The organism is Nocardia sp. NPDC051321 (assembly GCF_044455225.1).
GTDB lineage: Bacteria > Actinomycetota > Actinomycetes > Mycobacteriales > Mycobacteriaceae > Nocardia.
On sequence record NZ_JBITEM010000022.1, the window covers coordinates 107,121 to 121,493 of the forward strand.

At 68.1% G+C, this 14,373-nt stretch carries 13 protein-coding genes; 3 read left to right on the plus strand and 10 right to left on the minus strand.

The genetic code is table 11. The features are described from left to right. Window positions 1–10: 10 nt before the first annotated feature. From hisH to ACIA8C_RS39585, 9 genes are all read right to left on the minus strand, one after another. A complete protein-coding gene (gene hisH, locus ACIA8C_RS39545; RefSeq protein ID WP_397143978.1) occupies window positions 11–646 on the minus strand; it encodes an imidazole glycerol phosphate synthase subunit HisH in 636 nt (211 codons plus the stop codon). Then, the gene (gene hisB / locus ACIA8C_RS39550; protein ID WP_397144012.1) at window positions 643–1,260 is read right to left on the minus strand and encodes an imidazoleglycerol-phosphate dehydratase HisB; all 618 of its coding nucleotides are present in this window, start codon (window positions 1,258–1,260) and stop codon (window positions 643–645) included. Before hisB ends, hisH begins: the two co-directional genes overlap by 4 nt. A 20-nt stretch (window positions 1,261–1,280) precedes the next feature. Then, window positions 1,281–2,414, minus strand: a complete 1,134-nt coding sequence (locus tag ACIA8C_RS39555) for a histidinol-phosphate transaminase (RefSeq protein ID WP_397143980.1) — start codon at window positions 2,412–2,414, stop codon at window positions 1,281–1,283. Beyond that, window positions 2,411–3,748 carry a histidinol dehydrogenase gene (gene hisD / locus ACIA8C_RS39560; protein ID WP_397143982.1) on the minus strand — a complete coding sequence of 446 codons (1,338 nt, stop codon included), beginning with the start codon at window positions 3,746–3,748 and terminating at the stop codon, window positions 2,411–2,413. The genes ACIA8C_RS39555 and hisD overlap by 4 nt, the downstream gene beginning before the upstream one ends. 115 nt (window positions 3,749–3,863) lie before the next feature. Further along, window positions 3,864–5,441, minus strand: a complete 1,578-nt coding sequence (locus ACIA8C_RS39565; protein ID WP_397143984.1) for a protein kinase — start codon at window positions 5,439–5,441, stop codon at window positions 3,864–3,866. A 156-nt stretch (window positions 5,442–5,597) separates the two neighbouring features. Beyond that, on the minus strand, window positions 5,598–7,349 hold the full coding sequence (locus tag ACIA8C_RS39570) for a penicillin-binding transpeptidase domain-containing protein (RefSeq protein WP_397143986.1): 1,752 nt from the start codon (window positions 7,347–7,349) through the stop codon (window positions 5,598–5,600). A gap of 140 nt (window positions 7,350–7,489) precedes the next feature. Then, window positions 7,490–8,356 carry an arylamine N-acetyltransferase gene (locus ACIA8C_RS39575; protein WP_397143988.1) on the minus strand — a complete coding sequence of 289 codons (867 nt, stop codon included), beginning with the start codon at window positions 8,354–8,356 and terminating at the stop codon, window positions 7,490–7,492. Window positions 8,357–8,658: 302 nt separating this feature from the next. Then, window positions 8,659–9,651: an alpha/beta hydrolase family protein gene (locus ACIA8C_RS39580; RefSeq protein WP_397143990.1), complete on the minus strand. Its 993-nt coding sequence runs from the start codon at window positions 9,649–9,651 to the stop codon at window positions 8,659–8,661. 453 nt (window positions 9,652–10,104) lie between these two features. After that, window positions 10,105–11,316, minus strand: coding sequence for an MFS transporter (locus ACIA8C_RS39585; protein ID WP_397143992.1), 1,212 nt, complete (start codon window positions 11,314–11,316; stop codon window positions 10,105–10,107). Between the two features lie 109 nt (window positions 11,317–11,425). Between ACIA8C_RS39585 and ACIA8C_RS39590 the strand changes: the two genes are divergently transcribed. The 3 genes from ACIA8C_RS39590 to ACIA8C_RS39600 are packed head-to-tail and all read left to right on the plus strand — an operon-like array spanning window position 11,426 to window position 13,101. Further along, window positions 11,426–11,767, plus strand: a complete 342-nt coding sequence (locus ACIA8C_RS39590) for an ArsR/SmtB family transcription factor (RefSeq protein WP_397143994.1) — start codon at window positions 11,426–11,428, stop codon at window positions 11,765–11,767. Window positions 11,768–11,794: 27 nt separating this feature from the next. Continuing rightward, the gene (locus ACIA8C_RS39595) at window positions 11,795–11,893 is read left to right on the plus strand and encodes a TerB family tellurite resistance protein (RefSeq protein WP_397144014.1); all 99 of its coding nucleotides are present in this window, start codon (window positions 11,795–11,797) and stop codon (window positions 11,891–11,893) included. Between the two features lie 29 nt (window positions 11,894–11,922). Next, the gene (locus ACIA8C_RS39600; protein WP_397143996.1) at window positions 11,923–13,101 is read left to right on the plus strand and encodes a winged helix DNA-binding domain-containing protein; all 1,179 of its coding nucleotides are present in this window, start codon (window positions 11,923–11,925) and stop codon (window positions 13,099–13,101) included. On the opposite strand, the gene ACIA8C_RS39605 is transcribed toward ACIA8C_RS39600, so the two are convergent. After that, window positions 13,102–14,103, minus strand: coding sequence for an alpha/beta hydrolase family protein (locus ACIA8C_RS39605; protein ID WP_397143998.1), 1,002 nt, complete (start codon window positions 14,101–14,103; stop codon window positions 13,102–13,104). Between the last annotated feature and the right edge of the window lie 270 nt (window positions 14,104–14,373).

The window sequence follows — 14,373 nt, forward strand, 5'->3', positions numbered from 1 at the left end:
CCGCTTCGGGTTACAGCGCCTGCACCCAGTTGAGCAGCAGCTGGGCCCCGGCGTCGCCGGACTTCTCCGGGTGGAACTGGGTCGCCGACAGCGGCCCGTTCTCCACCGCGGCGAGGAACGGCACGCCGTGCTCTGCCCAGGTCAGCTTCGGCGCGGCGAAATGCTCGCCGGGCGGCAGATCCCAGGTCTGCGCGGCATAGGAGTGCACGAAATAGAAACGCGTGTCCTTGTCCATGCCCGCGAACAGCACGCTGTCGCGCGGCGCGGACACGGTGTTCCACCCCATGTGCGGGAGCACCGGCGCGGACAGGCGTTCCACCACGCCGGGCCATTCCGCGCAGCCGTCGGTCTGCACGCCGAATTCCACACCGCGCTCGAACAGGATCTGCATGCCGACGCAGATGCCGAGCACCGGACGATCACCGGCCAGCCGCTGGCCGATCATCCGCTCGCCCCGCACCTTTCGCAGTCCGGCCATGCAGGCGGCGTAGGCGCCGACGCCGGGCACCACCAGGCCGTCGGCGGCCAGCACGATCTCCGGATCGGCGGTCACCTCGACCTTCGCGCCCGCCCGCACCAGCGCACGCTCGGCCGAGTGCAGATTGCCCGAGCCATAATCGAGCAGGGCAACAGACTTCAAGGTCATAATGTCCCCTTCGTCGAGGGCACACCCTGCACCCGCGGGTCGAGTTCGACCGCGGCACGCAAAGCCCGTGCCACCGCCTTGAATTCGGCCTCGGTGACGTGGTGCTGGTCGCGGCCGTACAGCACGCGCACGTGCAGCGCGATGCGGGCGTTCAACGCGATCGACTCGAAGACGTGGCGGTTGAGCACCGTGGAATACGGTGCGCCAGGGCCGGACCCGGGAATAACGGCGTGCAGCAGGTGCTCCGGCTCGCCGACGTGCACGCAATAGGGCCGTCCGGAGACGTCGACCGCGGCGTGCGCCAGGGTCTCGTCCATCGGAATGTAGGCGTCACCGAACCGGCGGATGCCCACCTTGTCGCCCAACGCCTTTCCCAGCGCCTGGCCGAACACGATCGCGGTGTCCTCCACCGTGTGGTGCGCCTCGATCTCGGTATCGCCCTCGGCTCGCACGGTCAGGTCGAAGCTGGCGTGCGCGCCGAGTGCGGTCAGCATGTGATCGTAAAACGGGACGCCCGTGGCGATCTCGGTCTTGCCGGTGCCGTCCAGGTCCAGCTCCACCACGATGCTGGACTCCTTGGTGACGCGCTCCACCCGCGCGGTTCGGTTCATGATTGCTTCCTCCACAGGCGAATTCATCGGGGCGTCAGGTCGGTGCGGACCAGGACTCGGCTGACCTTCAGGAATTCGTCGTTCTCCGCGGCGAGGCCGATGGTGGTGCGCAGGTAGCCGGGAATGCCGACGTCGCGGATCAGCACACCGTGGTCCAGGTAGCGCTGCCAGCTGGCGGCCGCGTCGGTGAACCGGCCGAACAGCAGGAAGTTCGCGTCGCTTGGGATCACGTCGAAGCCGAGCTCGGCCAACGCCGCCGCGACCCGGTCGCGTTGCGCCGCGAGTTCCGCGACGCTGCCGAGGGTTTCGTCGGCGTGCCGCAGCGCCGCCCGCGCGGCCGCCTGGGTGACCACCGAAAGGTGGTACGGCAGCCGCACCAGCAGCATCGCGTCGATCACCGCGGGCGCGGCCACCAGGTAGCCGAGGCGGCCACCCGCGAAGGCGAACGCCTTGCTCATGGTCCTGGTCACCACCAGCTTCGCCGGGAAGCGGTCGATCAGCGCGAGCGCACTCGGCTGCGCGGAGAACTCCCCGTAGGCCTCATCGACCACCACGATGCCCGGCGCGGCCTCGAGGATCCGCGCCAGGTCGTCCTGCGGAATGCTGTGCCCGGTCGGATTATTGGGGCTGGTCACGAACACCACGTTCGGCGAACGCTCCGCGATGGCGGCCACCGCGTAATCGACATCGAGGGAGAAGTCCGCGTTGCGTTTGGCTTCGATCCACTCGGTGTCGATGCCTTCGGAGATGATCGGGTGCATCGAGTACGACGGCACGAAACCAAGTGCGCTGCGGCCAGGTCCGCCGAACGCCTGCAGCAGCTGCTGCAGGATCTCGTTGGAACCGTTTGCCGCCCAGACGTTGTCGGCGTCCACCGCGACACCCGTTTGCCTGGTGAGGTATTCGGCCAGGCCGGTGCGCAACGCCACCGCGTCCCGGTCCGGGTAGCGGTGCAGGTCGGCGGCGGCGAGCCGAATGGATTCGGCGACGTCGTCGATCAGCGCCTTGCTCGGTGGGTGCGGGTTCTCGTTGGTGTTCAGCTGCACGGGCACCGTCAATTGCGGTGCGCCATAAGGCTTCTTGCCGCGCAGATTCTCTCGCAGCGGTAGGTCGTCCAGGCTGATATCCGCGCCGGGTACGGTGGCTTGCCTGGTCATGACAGCGCCTCGAAACGCGCCTGCACAGCCTGACCGTGTGCGGGCAGGTCCTCGGCATTGGCCAGCGCGACCACGTGACCGGCGACATCCTTCAGCGCCGCCTCGGTGTAGTCGACGACGTGGATGCCGCGCAGGAACGTCTGCACGCTCAAACCCGAGGAGTGCCTGGCACATCCGGCCGTCGGCAGCACGTGATTGGAGCCGGCGCAGTAGTCGCCGAGGCTCACCGGTGCGTACGCGCCGACGAAAATCGCTCCGGCACTGCGCACTCGGGCGGCCACCGCGGCCGCGTCGACGGTCTGGATCTCCAGGTGCTCGGCCGCGTAGGCGTTCACCACGCGCAGACCCTGCGCGATGTCGTCGACGAGCACCGTCCCGGACTGCTTGCCGCGCAACGCTTCCGTCACCCGATCGGCGTGCTTGACCACCGGCAGCTGCCGGGTCAGCGCCGTGTCCACCGCGTCGGCCAGCTCGGCACTGTCGGTGACCAGCACGCTGGCCGCCAGCACGTCGTGCTCGGCCTGGCTGATCAGGTCCGCCGCCACGTGCACCGGGTCGGCGGTCGCGTCGGCCAGGATCGCGATCTCGGTCGGCCCCGCCTCGGCGTCGATGCCGACCAGGCCGCGGCACAGCCGCTTGGCGGCGGTCACGTAGATATTGCCGGGACCGGTGATCAAGTCGACCGGCTCCAGCTGCGCGCCGTCGGTATCGACGCCGCCGTAGGACAGCAGCGCGACGCCCTGCGCGCCGCCGACCGCCCACACCTCGTCGACGCCGAGCAACCGCGCGGCAGCCAGGATGGTCGGGTGCGGCAGGCCACCGAACTGGGCCTGTGGCGGCGAGGCCACCACCAGCGAGCCGACGCCCGCGGTCTGCGCGGGCACCACGTTCATGACCACGCTGGACGGATACACGGCATTGCCGCCGGGCACATACAGCCCGACCCGCTCGACGGGCACCCACCGCTCGGTCACCGTGCCGCCGGGCACCACCTCGGTGGTCTTGTCGGTGCGCCGCTGATCGGCGTGCACCTTCCTGGCCCTGGCAATGGATTCCACCAGTGCCGCACGCACGGCAGGGTCCAGCTCGGTCAGCGCTTTTTCCAGCTCAGCGGCGGGCACCCGCACCGTCGCGGGCGTGACCCCGTCGAACCGCTCGCTGTACTCCTGTGCTGCCGCGACGCCACGATCCCGGATCGCCTCGACCACCGGCCGCACCTGATGCAGCACCGAGTCCACGTCGACTCCCCCGCGCGGCAGCGCGGCGCGCAGCTCGGCAACGGAAGGAGTGCGACCGCGCAGATCAACGCGGGCGAGCTCGATGCGGGTAGTCATGTGGTGTCGATCCTTGTCCTCAGCCGAATCCGCAACAGGAAAGTTGCAGCTACCAGCCTATCGGGCCGATGCCACCGGTTATCCTCGCGGGCCGCTTCGGTGCGCCGCACGCCTGTCAGGAAAGGTTGGGGAAGCGGGTGTCGCTGTCGATGAGCAGCTTTCCACCGGAGCTGACCACCCGCAGGGTCATCGGCTTGTCCTGGCCGTCGACGATGAGGCTGTCCAGCTTGATATCGAGTGATCCGTCCGGGTTGTTGTCCCGGTCCTTCCGGAGACCGGCGAAGTTTTCGACGGTGTGCGCATCCCAGTAGGTACGGAACGCCGTCTCGGTGCCGTAGAGCTTCTGCGCCGCAGGCGTCAAAATGGACCACGATCCGGCCGCGTCGTCGTAGAACTTCTTCACCAGCGCGGTCCCCGGTCCCTCGGTGACCTTGCCATCGCTGGTGGTCCTGCCCGGCGTGCCGGACGGCGGCGTCGAGCTCGTGCCACCGCTCGACGCACTCGTCGACGGCGAATCCGCCTGCACCGTCGGCGAATTCGAGTCCTTCTGGCTCATCGCGGCGATGAGAATCGCGGCCACCGCGATGACGGCGCCGACCACCGCGCCGATCATCACGGCCTTGCTCTTGCCGCCGGACTTGCGCGGCACCGGTCGCGGCTGAGCCTGGGTCCGCGGATGGGTCGCGGTGTTCGACTGCGCGGGCCGTCGCGGCGCGTGCTGCGGGCGCGGTGCCTGCTTCTGCGGGCGCGGCTGGCGCTCGGTCGGCTGATGCACCGGCGCGGACACCGCCGACGGACGCAGCGCGCGCGTCGCCGATTCCGGCGCACCGTTGCGGCGGCGCACGAAAGCCTCACTGGCGGGCACGAATCCGGCCGCCACCGGCGCGGGGCCGGAGTCGGCGAACGCGGCGAGATGATCGAGGGCGGCGCGCATGGTCGGCCGGTCCTGCGGTTCCGGGCTGAGCAGGTCGAGCAGGAAATCCGTTGCGGGACCGGCGTTTCGCGGCTCGCTGACCTGGCCGTTGGCGGCGGCGTAGAGCACCGCGAGCGGGTTGGCGTTCGCGCCGTACGGCGGCTCGCCCTCCAGCGCGTGGAAAAGCGTTGCGCCCAAGGCGAATACGTCCGAGGCCGGGGTCGGGTCGGCGCCGCGCGCCATCTCCGGTGCGAGATAGGCGGCGGTGCCGCAGATCAGGCCGGTTTCGGTGAGCGTGACATCGCCCGCGGCACGGGAGATACCGAAGTCGGTGATTTTCACGGTGCCGTGGTCGTCGAGCAGGATGTTGCCCGGCTTCACGTCGCGGTGCACGATGCCCGCGTCGTGCGCAGCGATGAGCGCCGAGGCGACCTGCTCGCCGATCCGCGCGACCTGCGTCAACGGCAGTGGGCCCTGCGCGGACAGCACGCCCGCCAGGCTGTTGGACTTCAGGTACTCCATCACCAAGCAGGGATCGCCCTGATGCTCGGTGATGTCGAACACCACGATGGCGTTCGGATGCTGGAAGCGAGCGGCGTTGCGCGCCTCGCGAATGGCACGCTGGCGCACCACATCACGCTCGGCCTCGGGGAGGCTCGGCTTGATATGGATCTGCTTGACGGCCACCGAGCGTTGCAGACGCTCGTCGATGGCACGCCAAACAACGCCTGTGCCGCCGCTACCAATCCGCTCGACCAGGCGGTAATGCTCCGCGATCAACTGACCGGTATCGATGGCGCCTACTCCGAACCTTCTCGAAATCGTGACATCCCGCATATTGCTTACAGACGCGGTCCGGGGACGAGTGTAGCTGGCCGCGCGACTTCGGTCCGCGCCAGCACGGGCATATTCTCCGCCCAGATCGGCGCGGCGGAGCTAGCGCGCCGCCCGCAGCATCCGCCCGGCCGCGTCGACCGCGGGTCCTGAGCTGTTCGCATCGTTGATGAACACGGCAAATGCCAGGTCATCGGCGATGCCGACGAACCAGCCGTGCGCGTGCGTGTCGTCGATGAATTCGGCGGTGCCGGTCTTGCCGAGCAGACCCGGGATATCCCGCAGCTGGGTGGCGGTTCCGGCGGTGACCGTCTCCCGCATCATGGCCTTGACCTGGTCGGCAACGCTCGCGGGCAGCGGGGCCGGTGTCTTGTCCGGGGTGCCGGGCTGACCCTTGACGATGGTCGGCGCGGGCACCGAACCGTGCGCGATGGACGCGGCGACCAGTGCCATGCCGAACGGTGTCGCGGTCACCTGGCCCTGACCGATCGCGGATTCGACCCGCAGGGCCGGGGTGTCCGCGGGCGGCACCTTGCCGGTGACGGTGGTCAGGCCGGGTGTGACGTAGTCGATGCCGAGACCCAATTGTGCGGCCGCGTTCGTCAGCGCGTCGGGCGGCAATTCGACCCCGAGCGCGCCCATCGTGGTGTTGCAGGAACGGGCGAACGCGGTGTGCAGCGGGACCTGGCCGAGATCGAAATTATTGTCGTTGGGGATCTTGCGGCCCTCGATGTTCGCGACGCCAGGGCAGGGCAGCACCGTGTCGGGGGTGACCGTGCCCGCCTGCAGCGCGGCCGAGACGGTCACCGTCTTGAAGGTCGAACCCGGCGGGTACAGGCCGGTGAGCGCGATCGGGCCCTGCGCGTCGGCGGGGTTGTTCTGCGCGACCGCGACCACATTGCCGGTGGACGGTTGCAGCGCGACGATCGCCGCGGGCTGGGTGATCGGCGCCAGCGCCGCCTCGGCCGCCTGCTGCACGTCGATGTTCAGCGTGGACGCGATGTCGGCGGTCGGCTTCGGCTCCTGGCCTGCGACGCGCTGCGTGCCATCGCCGGTCTGCGCGCGCACCGCCCAGCCCGCGTTGTCGTCGGCGTTCTTCTGCCACAGCTCGGCCAGCCCCGACAGGGTGGGCGAGGCGAGCGACTTGTCGGTGGTGAGCAGCCGGGTCTGCGGTGCCAGCGTGACGCCGGACAAGCCGGTCAGTTGCGCCTGGATCGGCGCGATATCGGCGTCGCGCAGGCTGATCGCGGTGATCGGTTTACCCTGCGCCGCAGCGAGATCGGACTGCAGCGACTGCGCGGTGATGCCGGGCGAGATCGGGCCGAGCAGCGCGGCAAGCGCCGCCGTATCGGCGCCGGGACTCACGTTCACCAGCGTGACCACCTGCTGGGCCATCAACTCGCCGCCGGTGGAGTCGAGGATGCGGGCAGGCTTCGGGTAGACCGGGCTGTAGCTCAGCGGGCCCGCGGCCAGACCCGGCGCGACCGTGTCCGGGTTCCACTTGACCTTCCAGTCGCCGCCGCCGTCGTCCGCGGTGCCGGTGGTGGTGTAGGTCCACTCGGATTTGCCGTCCTTGCCGAGCTTCCAGGTGGCGGCCAGCGTGAAGGTGTTCTTGTCGATCGAGCGGACGTCGAAGCGCACCTCCTTGCCGAGGCCGTCGTAGAGCTTGCCGAGGGCGTCGGAAGCCTTCGTCGGATCGTCGGTGAGCTTGGCCGCGGCCGCGACGTCGTCGCGGTTCAGCGCGTCGGCGAACTGGCCCGCGACGGTGTCGGGCTGGTCCGGGCCGGACGAGCACGCGGCGAGCACGAGGGCGGGTGCGGCGAACAGGACGAGGTAATTCCGGCGGGTACGCACCCCGCCGACTGTATCTGCCGGCTCCGGCTGGGTGGGCGAAGCCGTGCCGCTGTGCCTGGCTCAGGTGGTCCATCAGAAGGCCGTGACCAGCGCGGTCTCGGTGAGCCGGGTGGGCACGAGCCGACCGCTCGCTGCCTGGCTCAGGTGGTCCGCCAAGAGCCCGTGGCCAGCGCGGCGGCATCGGTCTCGGTGAGGTCGATTGCGAACTCCTCGGAGAGGATCTTCGGCAGTTCGGTCGCCTCGATCAAGCGGGTTTCGCTGGTTCCGTCCGGGCGTTCGGCGATCAGGGTGGTGCCGTCGACGGTCAGGTGGATATCGGGGCCGAACCGTTGCGCGTAGGGGCGGGTGGTGAACGGGGAGCGCGGCGAGGTCGAGACGAAGTGATTGCCGACCGCGAAGTCGATGCGGTACTGCGGAGTGGTCGGGAAGGTGTAGCGGCTGATCCAGCCGTCCTTGCCGAACTGATGCAGCACCCACAGTTCGGAGTCCAGCTCATCGCGGGTCAGCTCCAGCCGGAACTGCCAGTCGCCCGCCGTGAATTCGCCCGTTTCCGTGGACAATTCGAACGGCTCGAGCGGGCCCGAACCAAAACCCACGTCGCACAACCACACTCGGTCGTCGTCGCTGGTCGTCACCCGCAGCAGCGCGTGCGTCGCGGGACGCAGCCCCTCGTCCGCCCCCATGGTGACTCGCGCGCTCAGTGCCGTGATACCGAAGCCGAGCCGTTCCAGGGCGGCCGCGAACAAGCCGACCTGCTCATAGCAGTAACCGCCACGCCGTCGCCGAACCAGCTTGTCCTGCAACGACTCCACATCGAGCACAATGGGCCGGCCGAGAATGATCTCCAGATTCTCGAACGGAATAGAAGTGGTGTGCGCGTACACCAGCTTCCGCAACGTCTCCACCGTCGGTGCCAGCTCACCGTCGAACCCGATCCGCGTCAGGTACCCGTCCAGGTCCAGATCCGCGCCGTCCCAGTGATACGCCGGATCCGTCGGCTTACCCATCTCACCCTCACTTCATCGTCGTGTCGTCAACATCAACCGCAGGTAGTAACGAACCTGTTCCCACCGACTTGATCGACACGTATGTGCTCCGCCGTGCAGGCCTTCCCGCATCGATCAGCAACGAGACAATTCTCCGCCACCACGTCACCGCTAACCAACTGTTACCACGCGATGCCATACCCTTCGGACCGATCACGCGGCTCAGCACCGCTCAGCCCGATCAAGGACAGGGCGCCGCACGGACTGACCCGCGACACGGTGCCGCCCCTCTCCTCAGGCGGCGCGGTGCCGCTTCGGACCGATCAGGCGGCGCATTTGGCGTTGGGTGGGGCGGTGGGGGCGGTTGCTATGCCGTGTGCGACGTCTACCAGGTAGTCGCGGTCCGGGCCTTCGGTGGGTTCGGTATCGAGGAGTAGGCGTTCGACTACGCAACCGCCCTCGAAGAAGGCGGGGCCGACACTATGGTCGCCGGGGACCACGGCGCCGTTGAGGTCGTGGCCGGTGACGATGGTGTACATCGAGGTGGGTTTGCCTGCGGCGAGTAGGCCCGCGCGCATTTCCAGCGTTGCCGGATAGGGCACTACGTTGTCGCCGGTGCCGTGGATGAGGAAGGCCCGCCGCACGTCCATTCGGTTAGCGACCAGTGCGGGCGAACGCTCGATGTATGCCTGCGGACAGGCGAGCGGTGTGCAGTCGCCTGCGTCGCGTTCGATCTGCGCGGGCAGTTTAGGGTCGACGGTCGCCGAGGCCAGCCACATTGTGAAATCGTCTGCGGGACCGTAGTTGTCGACCCAGTAGTCGAACAGCCCGCGCGGTCCGTGCGCCGCCGCGAGCCCGCTCATGATGCCGCCTTGACTCCAGCCCCACAGGACCGTACGTCCGATGGAACGGTGCTCGTCCTTGTACCACTGGGTCGCCGCCACGATGTCGCGCCAGCCCGCCCACAGATTCCACTCCCCGGTGCGCCACACACTGCTCGCCGACCGCAGATCCATCGAAAGCACCGGAGCTCCAGTACGCCGAGAGATCGACGTCAAATACCCCGCATAGTCCGCCGCCGACCCATCATGCCCATGCACCGCGACAACCAGATCCGCCGGCGCGAAATCACCCCCGCCACACCGACTCGGCTCATACACCCGCCCCGTCGCGTCCTCCCCGTCAACGGTCAACGTCACCGCCCGCACCCCCACCTCCGCCCCGCACTCCGCCTCAGCCGAAACCGAAGGAGCGACAACACTCACCACCGCAGCCACCAGCGCACCCACCGCCACCAGTACATATCCGCGCCTCATTCCCGAATAATGGCACGCCACCCATCCCGAACCGCCGCACATGCCCGAACCGCAACCCGTCCGATGACGCCGGTTCGCCCGCTACGCCTGCCAACCCGCTCACCAGCATCGCAGCGACCCCACCCGAGTTCTGGCCGCGCCGCATGGCTCAACAACCCGAGCGTGCCCCTTGCCGCGCACGTCGCTCCCGCAGCAACACCCGCCCACCTCATCGAGGTGAGTCGAATGGCCGCTAATTGATCTCCAAAAGCGACCATAAGACTCACCTCGATTGCGCCAACAGCTCGCGTAGTTTTCGCTTCGACTACCGATCGACCGGGACGCTCGCGCTGATCGTGGTGAAACCGCCGCAATGGGCTCCGGTGTGGTCGGCTGGTGGCGCGGTACGCAATGGCAAAGGTTTGATGTGCTGTCGGCGCGGACCGTTGGGGTTCGATCGGTGAGCAGCGGTCGTTACCGCATGGCACCGGCCCGGACGGTGACGATGGTGCCGCCCACGATTGCTGCTGCGGCCACGACGATTCCGAATACCGTTGCGCCACCGGTCAGACCGATTGCGTCGCTGAGGAATCCCGCGCTCAACGGCAGTACGGCTGCAGGAATATAACCGCCGACATTCTGCGCGGCGTTCGCTTCGGCTAGCCGATCGGCGGGGACGCTCGCGCTGATCGCGGTGAGGCCGCCGAATTGGCCGAGGCCCTGGCCGATTCCGGCGAGTACGGCGGATGCCGCGAACAACGCGAGCGAGGAGAGCTGTAGCGACAGCACCAGGGGCAGCATGCTTGCTGCCGTCGCGACCGCGCCGCCGAGCAGGATCGTGCGTACCCGCATGCGACGAACGGCGAACTGAATGCCGTTGGCGCCCAGGAACATCACGAAGGCCAAGCCGCCCGCGAGCACCCGGTTGGTCGCACCGAGCAGGTGCGCGAGCAGCGACGGGCCAAGCGACAGCACGAACGAGGTCGACGTGATCCCCGGTGCGAACACCGCGATACCCAGCAACACGGCTGTCCGCCCGCCCGGCGCCACCGCGGGAATGCGAATCCACGGACCGCGCCCGCCAACACCTTTCGGCAGATCCAGCCGGGCGACCACCACGAAAGCGGAGGCAAGCAGGGCGATTTCGAGAACGAAGATGGTCACCGTCGGGCCGGGCACGGTCTCCGACAGCACGCCGGACAGCAGCGGTCCGAACCCGGCGCCAAGCACCATCGCCGACGAAGCGGCCAGTGCCGCAAGCCGTTTGCGCGACGGCCCACCCATATCGGTCACCGCCGCCATCCCCGCGGACACCGCCGCCCCCACCGCGATTCCGGTGAGCAGCCGCGCAACGGCAAGCACCGCAACCGAACTCGCGGTGGCGAACAGCACACAGGCCACCATCGCCAGCGTTATCGCGGGCAACAGCACCGTCTTGCGGCCGACCCGATCCGACACCACACCCGCGACCAGCAGCGCACCGAGCAGCCCGACGATGTAGCTGGCGAAGATCGCTGTCAACGTGCCGGACGAGAAGCCGAGCTCGCGCTGCCACACCACATACAGCGGGGTCGCCGCGTTCGACAGCACGAATACCGCCATGACCGGCCACGCCGCCAGCCACACGACGCCGTTCTTCCTGCGCTCTTCCGGCACCGATTCTTGGTGCGCCGTCAGCGTCGCCATCCCAACCTCCACTAGTTCGACTTTTCTCGTACCGATACGATCGGAGTCGAACTTAGCATCTAGTACGATAAAACACGTACAAGGCACTCATAGCCCCAGGAGACCCGCGATGCCCTCGGCCACCGATGTCCCCGACACCCGACTCCCCGAGCCGGACCGCGCCGACCTACGCCTCGACCACGTGCTTGCCGCGCTCAGCGATCCACTGCGGCTGACCATGATCCAGAAGTTGCTGACCGAATCCCCCGACACCGACCGCTCCTGCGGCTGGTTCGACATCGACCGGCCGAAATCGACCCTCACCCACCACTTCCGGGTGCTGCGCGAGGCAGGCGTGACCAGGCAGCAGCGCTACGGACTCGAACGCCGCAGCAAGGTCCGCATCGACGACCTCGACGCCCGCTTTCCCGGCCTGCTCGACCTGGTCCGCGCCTGGAAACCCGAGCACTGACGCCGAAACCTCTGTGGCCGAGTCCGAATCGGCGACGCGGACGGCAACTTCGACCAGGCCGAGATCGCCGCCGTCCGCGAGGCCTGCCAGACGTTGCGCCTGAACCCGCTGGACTTCGGGATCTGAACCGAACCGTCGGACGCTAGGATTCGCCTATGCGTTCGATTGATGTGGCCGAGCGACGAGCCCGGCTCGCCGTGCGGCACCGGCTCGCGGCGGCGACCCGCACCGATCAGGTCACCGAGATCGCCAGGTCGCTGGTGGTGTTGCACGCGACCGATCCGGCGACCGTGTTCCTGTCCGTCGGGGCCCGCAGCCACACGGTCACCCCGGTAGACGTGGAGCGGGCGCTCTACGACGAGCGAACGCTACTGCGCATGCTGGCGATGCGGCGCACCATGTTCGTCGCGCCGACCGAACTGGTCCCGGTGCTGCAAGCGTCATGCGCGGATGCCTTGGCGCACAAGCAACGTCGCACCTATGGCAAGTACATCGAGCAGGCCGGGGTCGTCGACGGCGACGTGTGGAGTTGGCTTGCCGAGGTCGAAGCCGAAACCCACGACGCGCTGCTCGCCAAGGGCGCGGCCACCGGCAGCCAGCTGAGCAAGGCCGTGCCCCGGCTGCGCACGCAGGTGAATACCGCTCCGGACAAGGCATATTCGAAGCCGACCAACATCACCACCTGGGTGCTGGTGACCCTCGGCTGCGAAGGCCGCATCGTCCGCGGCCGCCCGAACGGCAGCTGGACCAGCAGCCAATACACCTGGGAACCCATTGAATCCTGGCTGCCCGCAGGCGTTCCGGCGCTGCCCGCCGAACAGGCCCGCGCCGAACTGCTCCGACAGTGGTTGCGCGCCTTCGGGCCCGCACCCATCACCGACCTCAAATGGTGGACCGGCTGGGGTCTCGGCGAAGTGCGTAAGGCACTCACCGATCTCGACGTGGTCGAGGTCGACTTGGCAGGCACCACCGGACTGCTGCTCGCCGACGACGCGGAACCCGTTGCGGCACCGGAACCTTGGACCGCGCTGCTGCCCGCCCTCGATCCCACCCCGATGGGTTGGCAGTCCCGCGACTGGTACCTCGGCCCGCACGCACCGGCCCTGTTCGACACCAACGGCAATGTCGGACCGACCATTTGGTGGAACGGCCGCATCGTCGGCGGCTGGGCGCAGCGCGCCGACGGCGAAATCGCCTATCGCCTACTGGAAGACGTGGGCGCCGACGCGGTGGCGATGATCGAGGCGGAGGTCGCGCGCACTACCGAATGGTTCGGTGACGTACGCGCCATCCCCCGCTTCCGCACCCCATTGCAACGCGAACTGACCGCCTGATCACCCCGCGCAGCTCGCACCCGGCGGTGGCGGCGGCGCGGTGTCGACACCGGCCAGCACGTTGATGACGTAGTCCTTTGCCGTGCCATCCAACGGTTCCACGCCCTCGACCACCCGCTCGACGATGCAGATGCCCTCCTGCCAGGTCGGGCCGACATCGTGCAGGCCGGGTTGAATGCTCCCGTCCGGGCCCCGCTCGGTAACCACCGTGTACATCGAATACGGCTTACCCGCCGCCGCCAACGCGTTCTTCAGATCGACCGAATACTGGTATGGCACATCGAAATCGAAGAGCCCGTGGATCAGGAAGGTGCGCTCGGCATTCAGCTTCGGCGCGATGGCGACCAGTGAGCGGTCGGCGTAGGCCTGCGGACATTCCCGCGGTGTGCAGCCGCCCGCGTCATGCTCGATCTGCGCCCGCTGCGCCGGGAAGAACGCGCTGCTGAGGTTCCAGTAGTCGACGACGTTCGTCGGAGCGAACGCGTCGACCCAATAGTCGAACAGCCCGGCGGGTCCATACGCCAACGCCAAGCCCGCCGTCAGCCCGCCTTGGCTCCACCCCCACAGCACGGTCTTGCCGATCGACGGATGCTCGGTCTTGTACTGCTGCGTGAGCGCCACCGTGTCCTGCCAACCGGCCCACGGATTGAACTCGCCGGGCTTCCACACACTGCCCTCGGCGCGCTGATCCAGCGTCAGCAGTGCGGCTCCGGTGCGGCGAGCCATCCCAGCCATGACGTCGGGATAGGAGGCAGCCGTCTCGCTGTAGCCGTGCACCGCGACGATGAGGCTGCGCGGACTCGCATCGCCTGAACCGCACCGATACGGCTCATAGACCCGCCCCGTCGCCTGTTCACCGTCCACAGTCGCCGCAACCGTCCGCACGGCCACGTCCCCGGCGCACTCCGGCTCGGCGGCCACCGACGGCGCAACCAGCCACGACGCAACCAGCATGGTCACGATCGACAACAACCACGCCAGCGCGCGACGCCCACCAGTCATCGCCGCATAGTACCCAGCAACGGCAAATTCTCGGCTAACAGTCAGAGACCACAACCGTCCAATCGCAGTCGGCCCCATCACGCCCGCGCGAAAATCCACCCGGACGCCAGCACAGCCCGCCCGTCAGCTCCAGCTGGACGAGCGATCATGGGGAACTGATGCTGGCGTCGAGCGAGGCGGATTCACGCGGTCGATGCAACAGTGGGTGGTTTGGTGAGTATGTCATTGAGGATGTGGATGGGTGTGCGGAAGCCGTGACGTTTGCGGGGG

Excerpts from the sequence above, each read along its gene's own strand:
- hisH (WP_397143978.1), bottom strand. The coding sequence starts at position 646 with ATGACCTTGAAGTCTGTTGCCCTGCTCGATTATGGCTCGGGCAATCTG.
- ACIA8C_RS39555 (WP_397143980.1), bottom strand. The coding sequence starts at position 2,414 with ATGACCAGGCAAGCCACCGTACCCGGCGCGGATATCAGCCTGGACGAC.
- hisD (WP_397143982.1), bottom strand. The coding sequence starts at position 3,748 with ATGACTACCCGCATCGAGCTCGCCCGCGTTGATCTGCGCGGTCGCACT.
- ACIA8C_RS39575 (WP_397143988.1), bottom strand. The coding sequence starts at position 8,356 with ATGGGTAAGCCGACGGATCCGGCGTATCACTGGGACGGCGCGGATCTG.
- ACIA8C_RS39580 (WP_397143990.1), bottom strand. The coding sequence starts at position 9,651 with ATGAGGCGCGGATATGTACTGGTGGCGGTGGGTGCGCTGGTGGCTGCG.
- ACIA8C_RS39585 (WP_397143992.1), bottom strand. The coding sequence starts at position 11,316 with ATGGCGACGCTGACGGCGCACCAAGAATCGGTGCCGGAAGAGCGCAGG.
- ACIA8C_RS39590 (WP_397143994.1), top strand. The coding sequence starts at position 11,426 with ATGCCCTCGGCCACCGATGTCCCCGACACCCGACTCCCCGAGCCGGAC.
- ACIA8C_RS39600 (WP_397143996.1), top strand. The coding sequence starts at position 11,923 with ATGCGTTCGATTGATGTGGCCGAGCGACGAGCCCGGCTCGCCGTGCGG.
- ACIA8C_RS39605 (WP_397143998.1), bottom strand. The coding sequence starts at position 14,103 with ATGACTGGTGGGCGTCGCGCGCTGGCGTGGTTGTTGTCGATCGTGACC.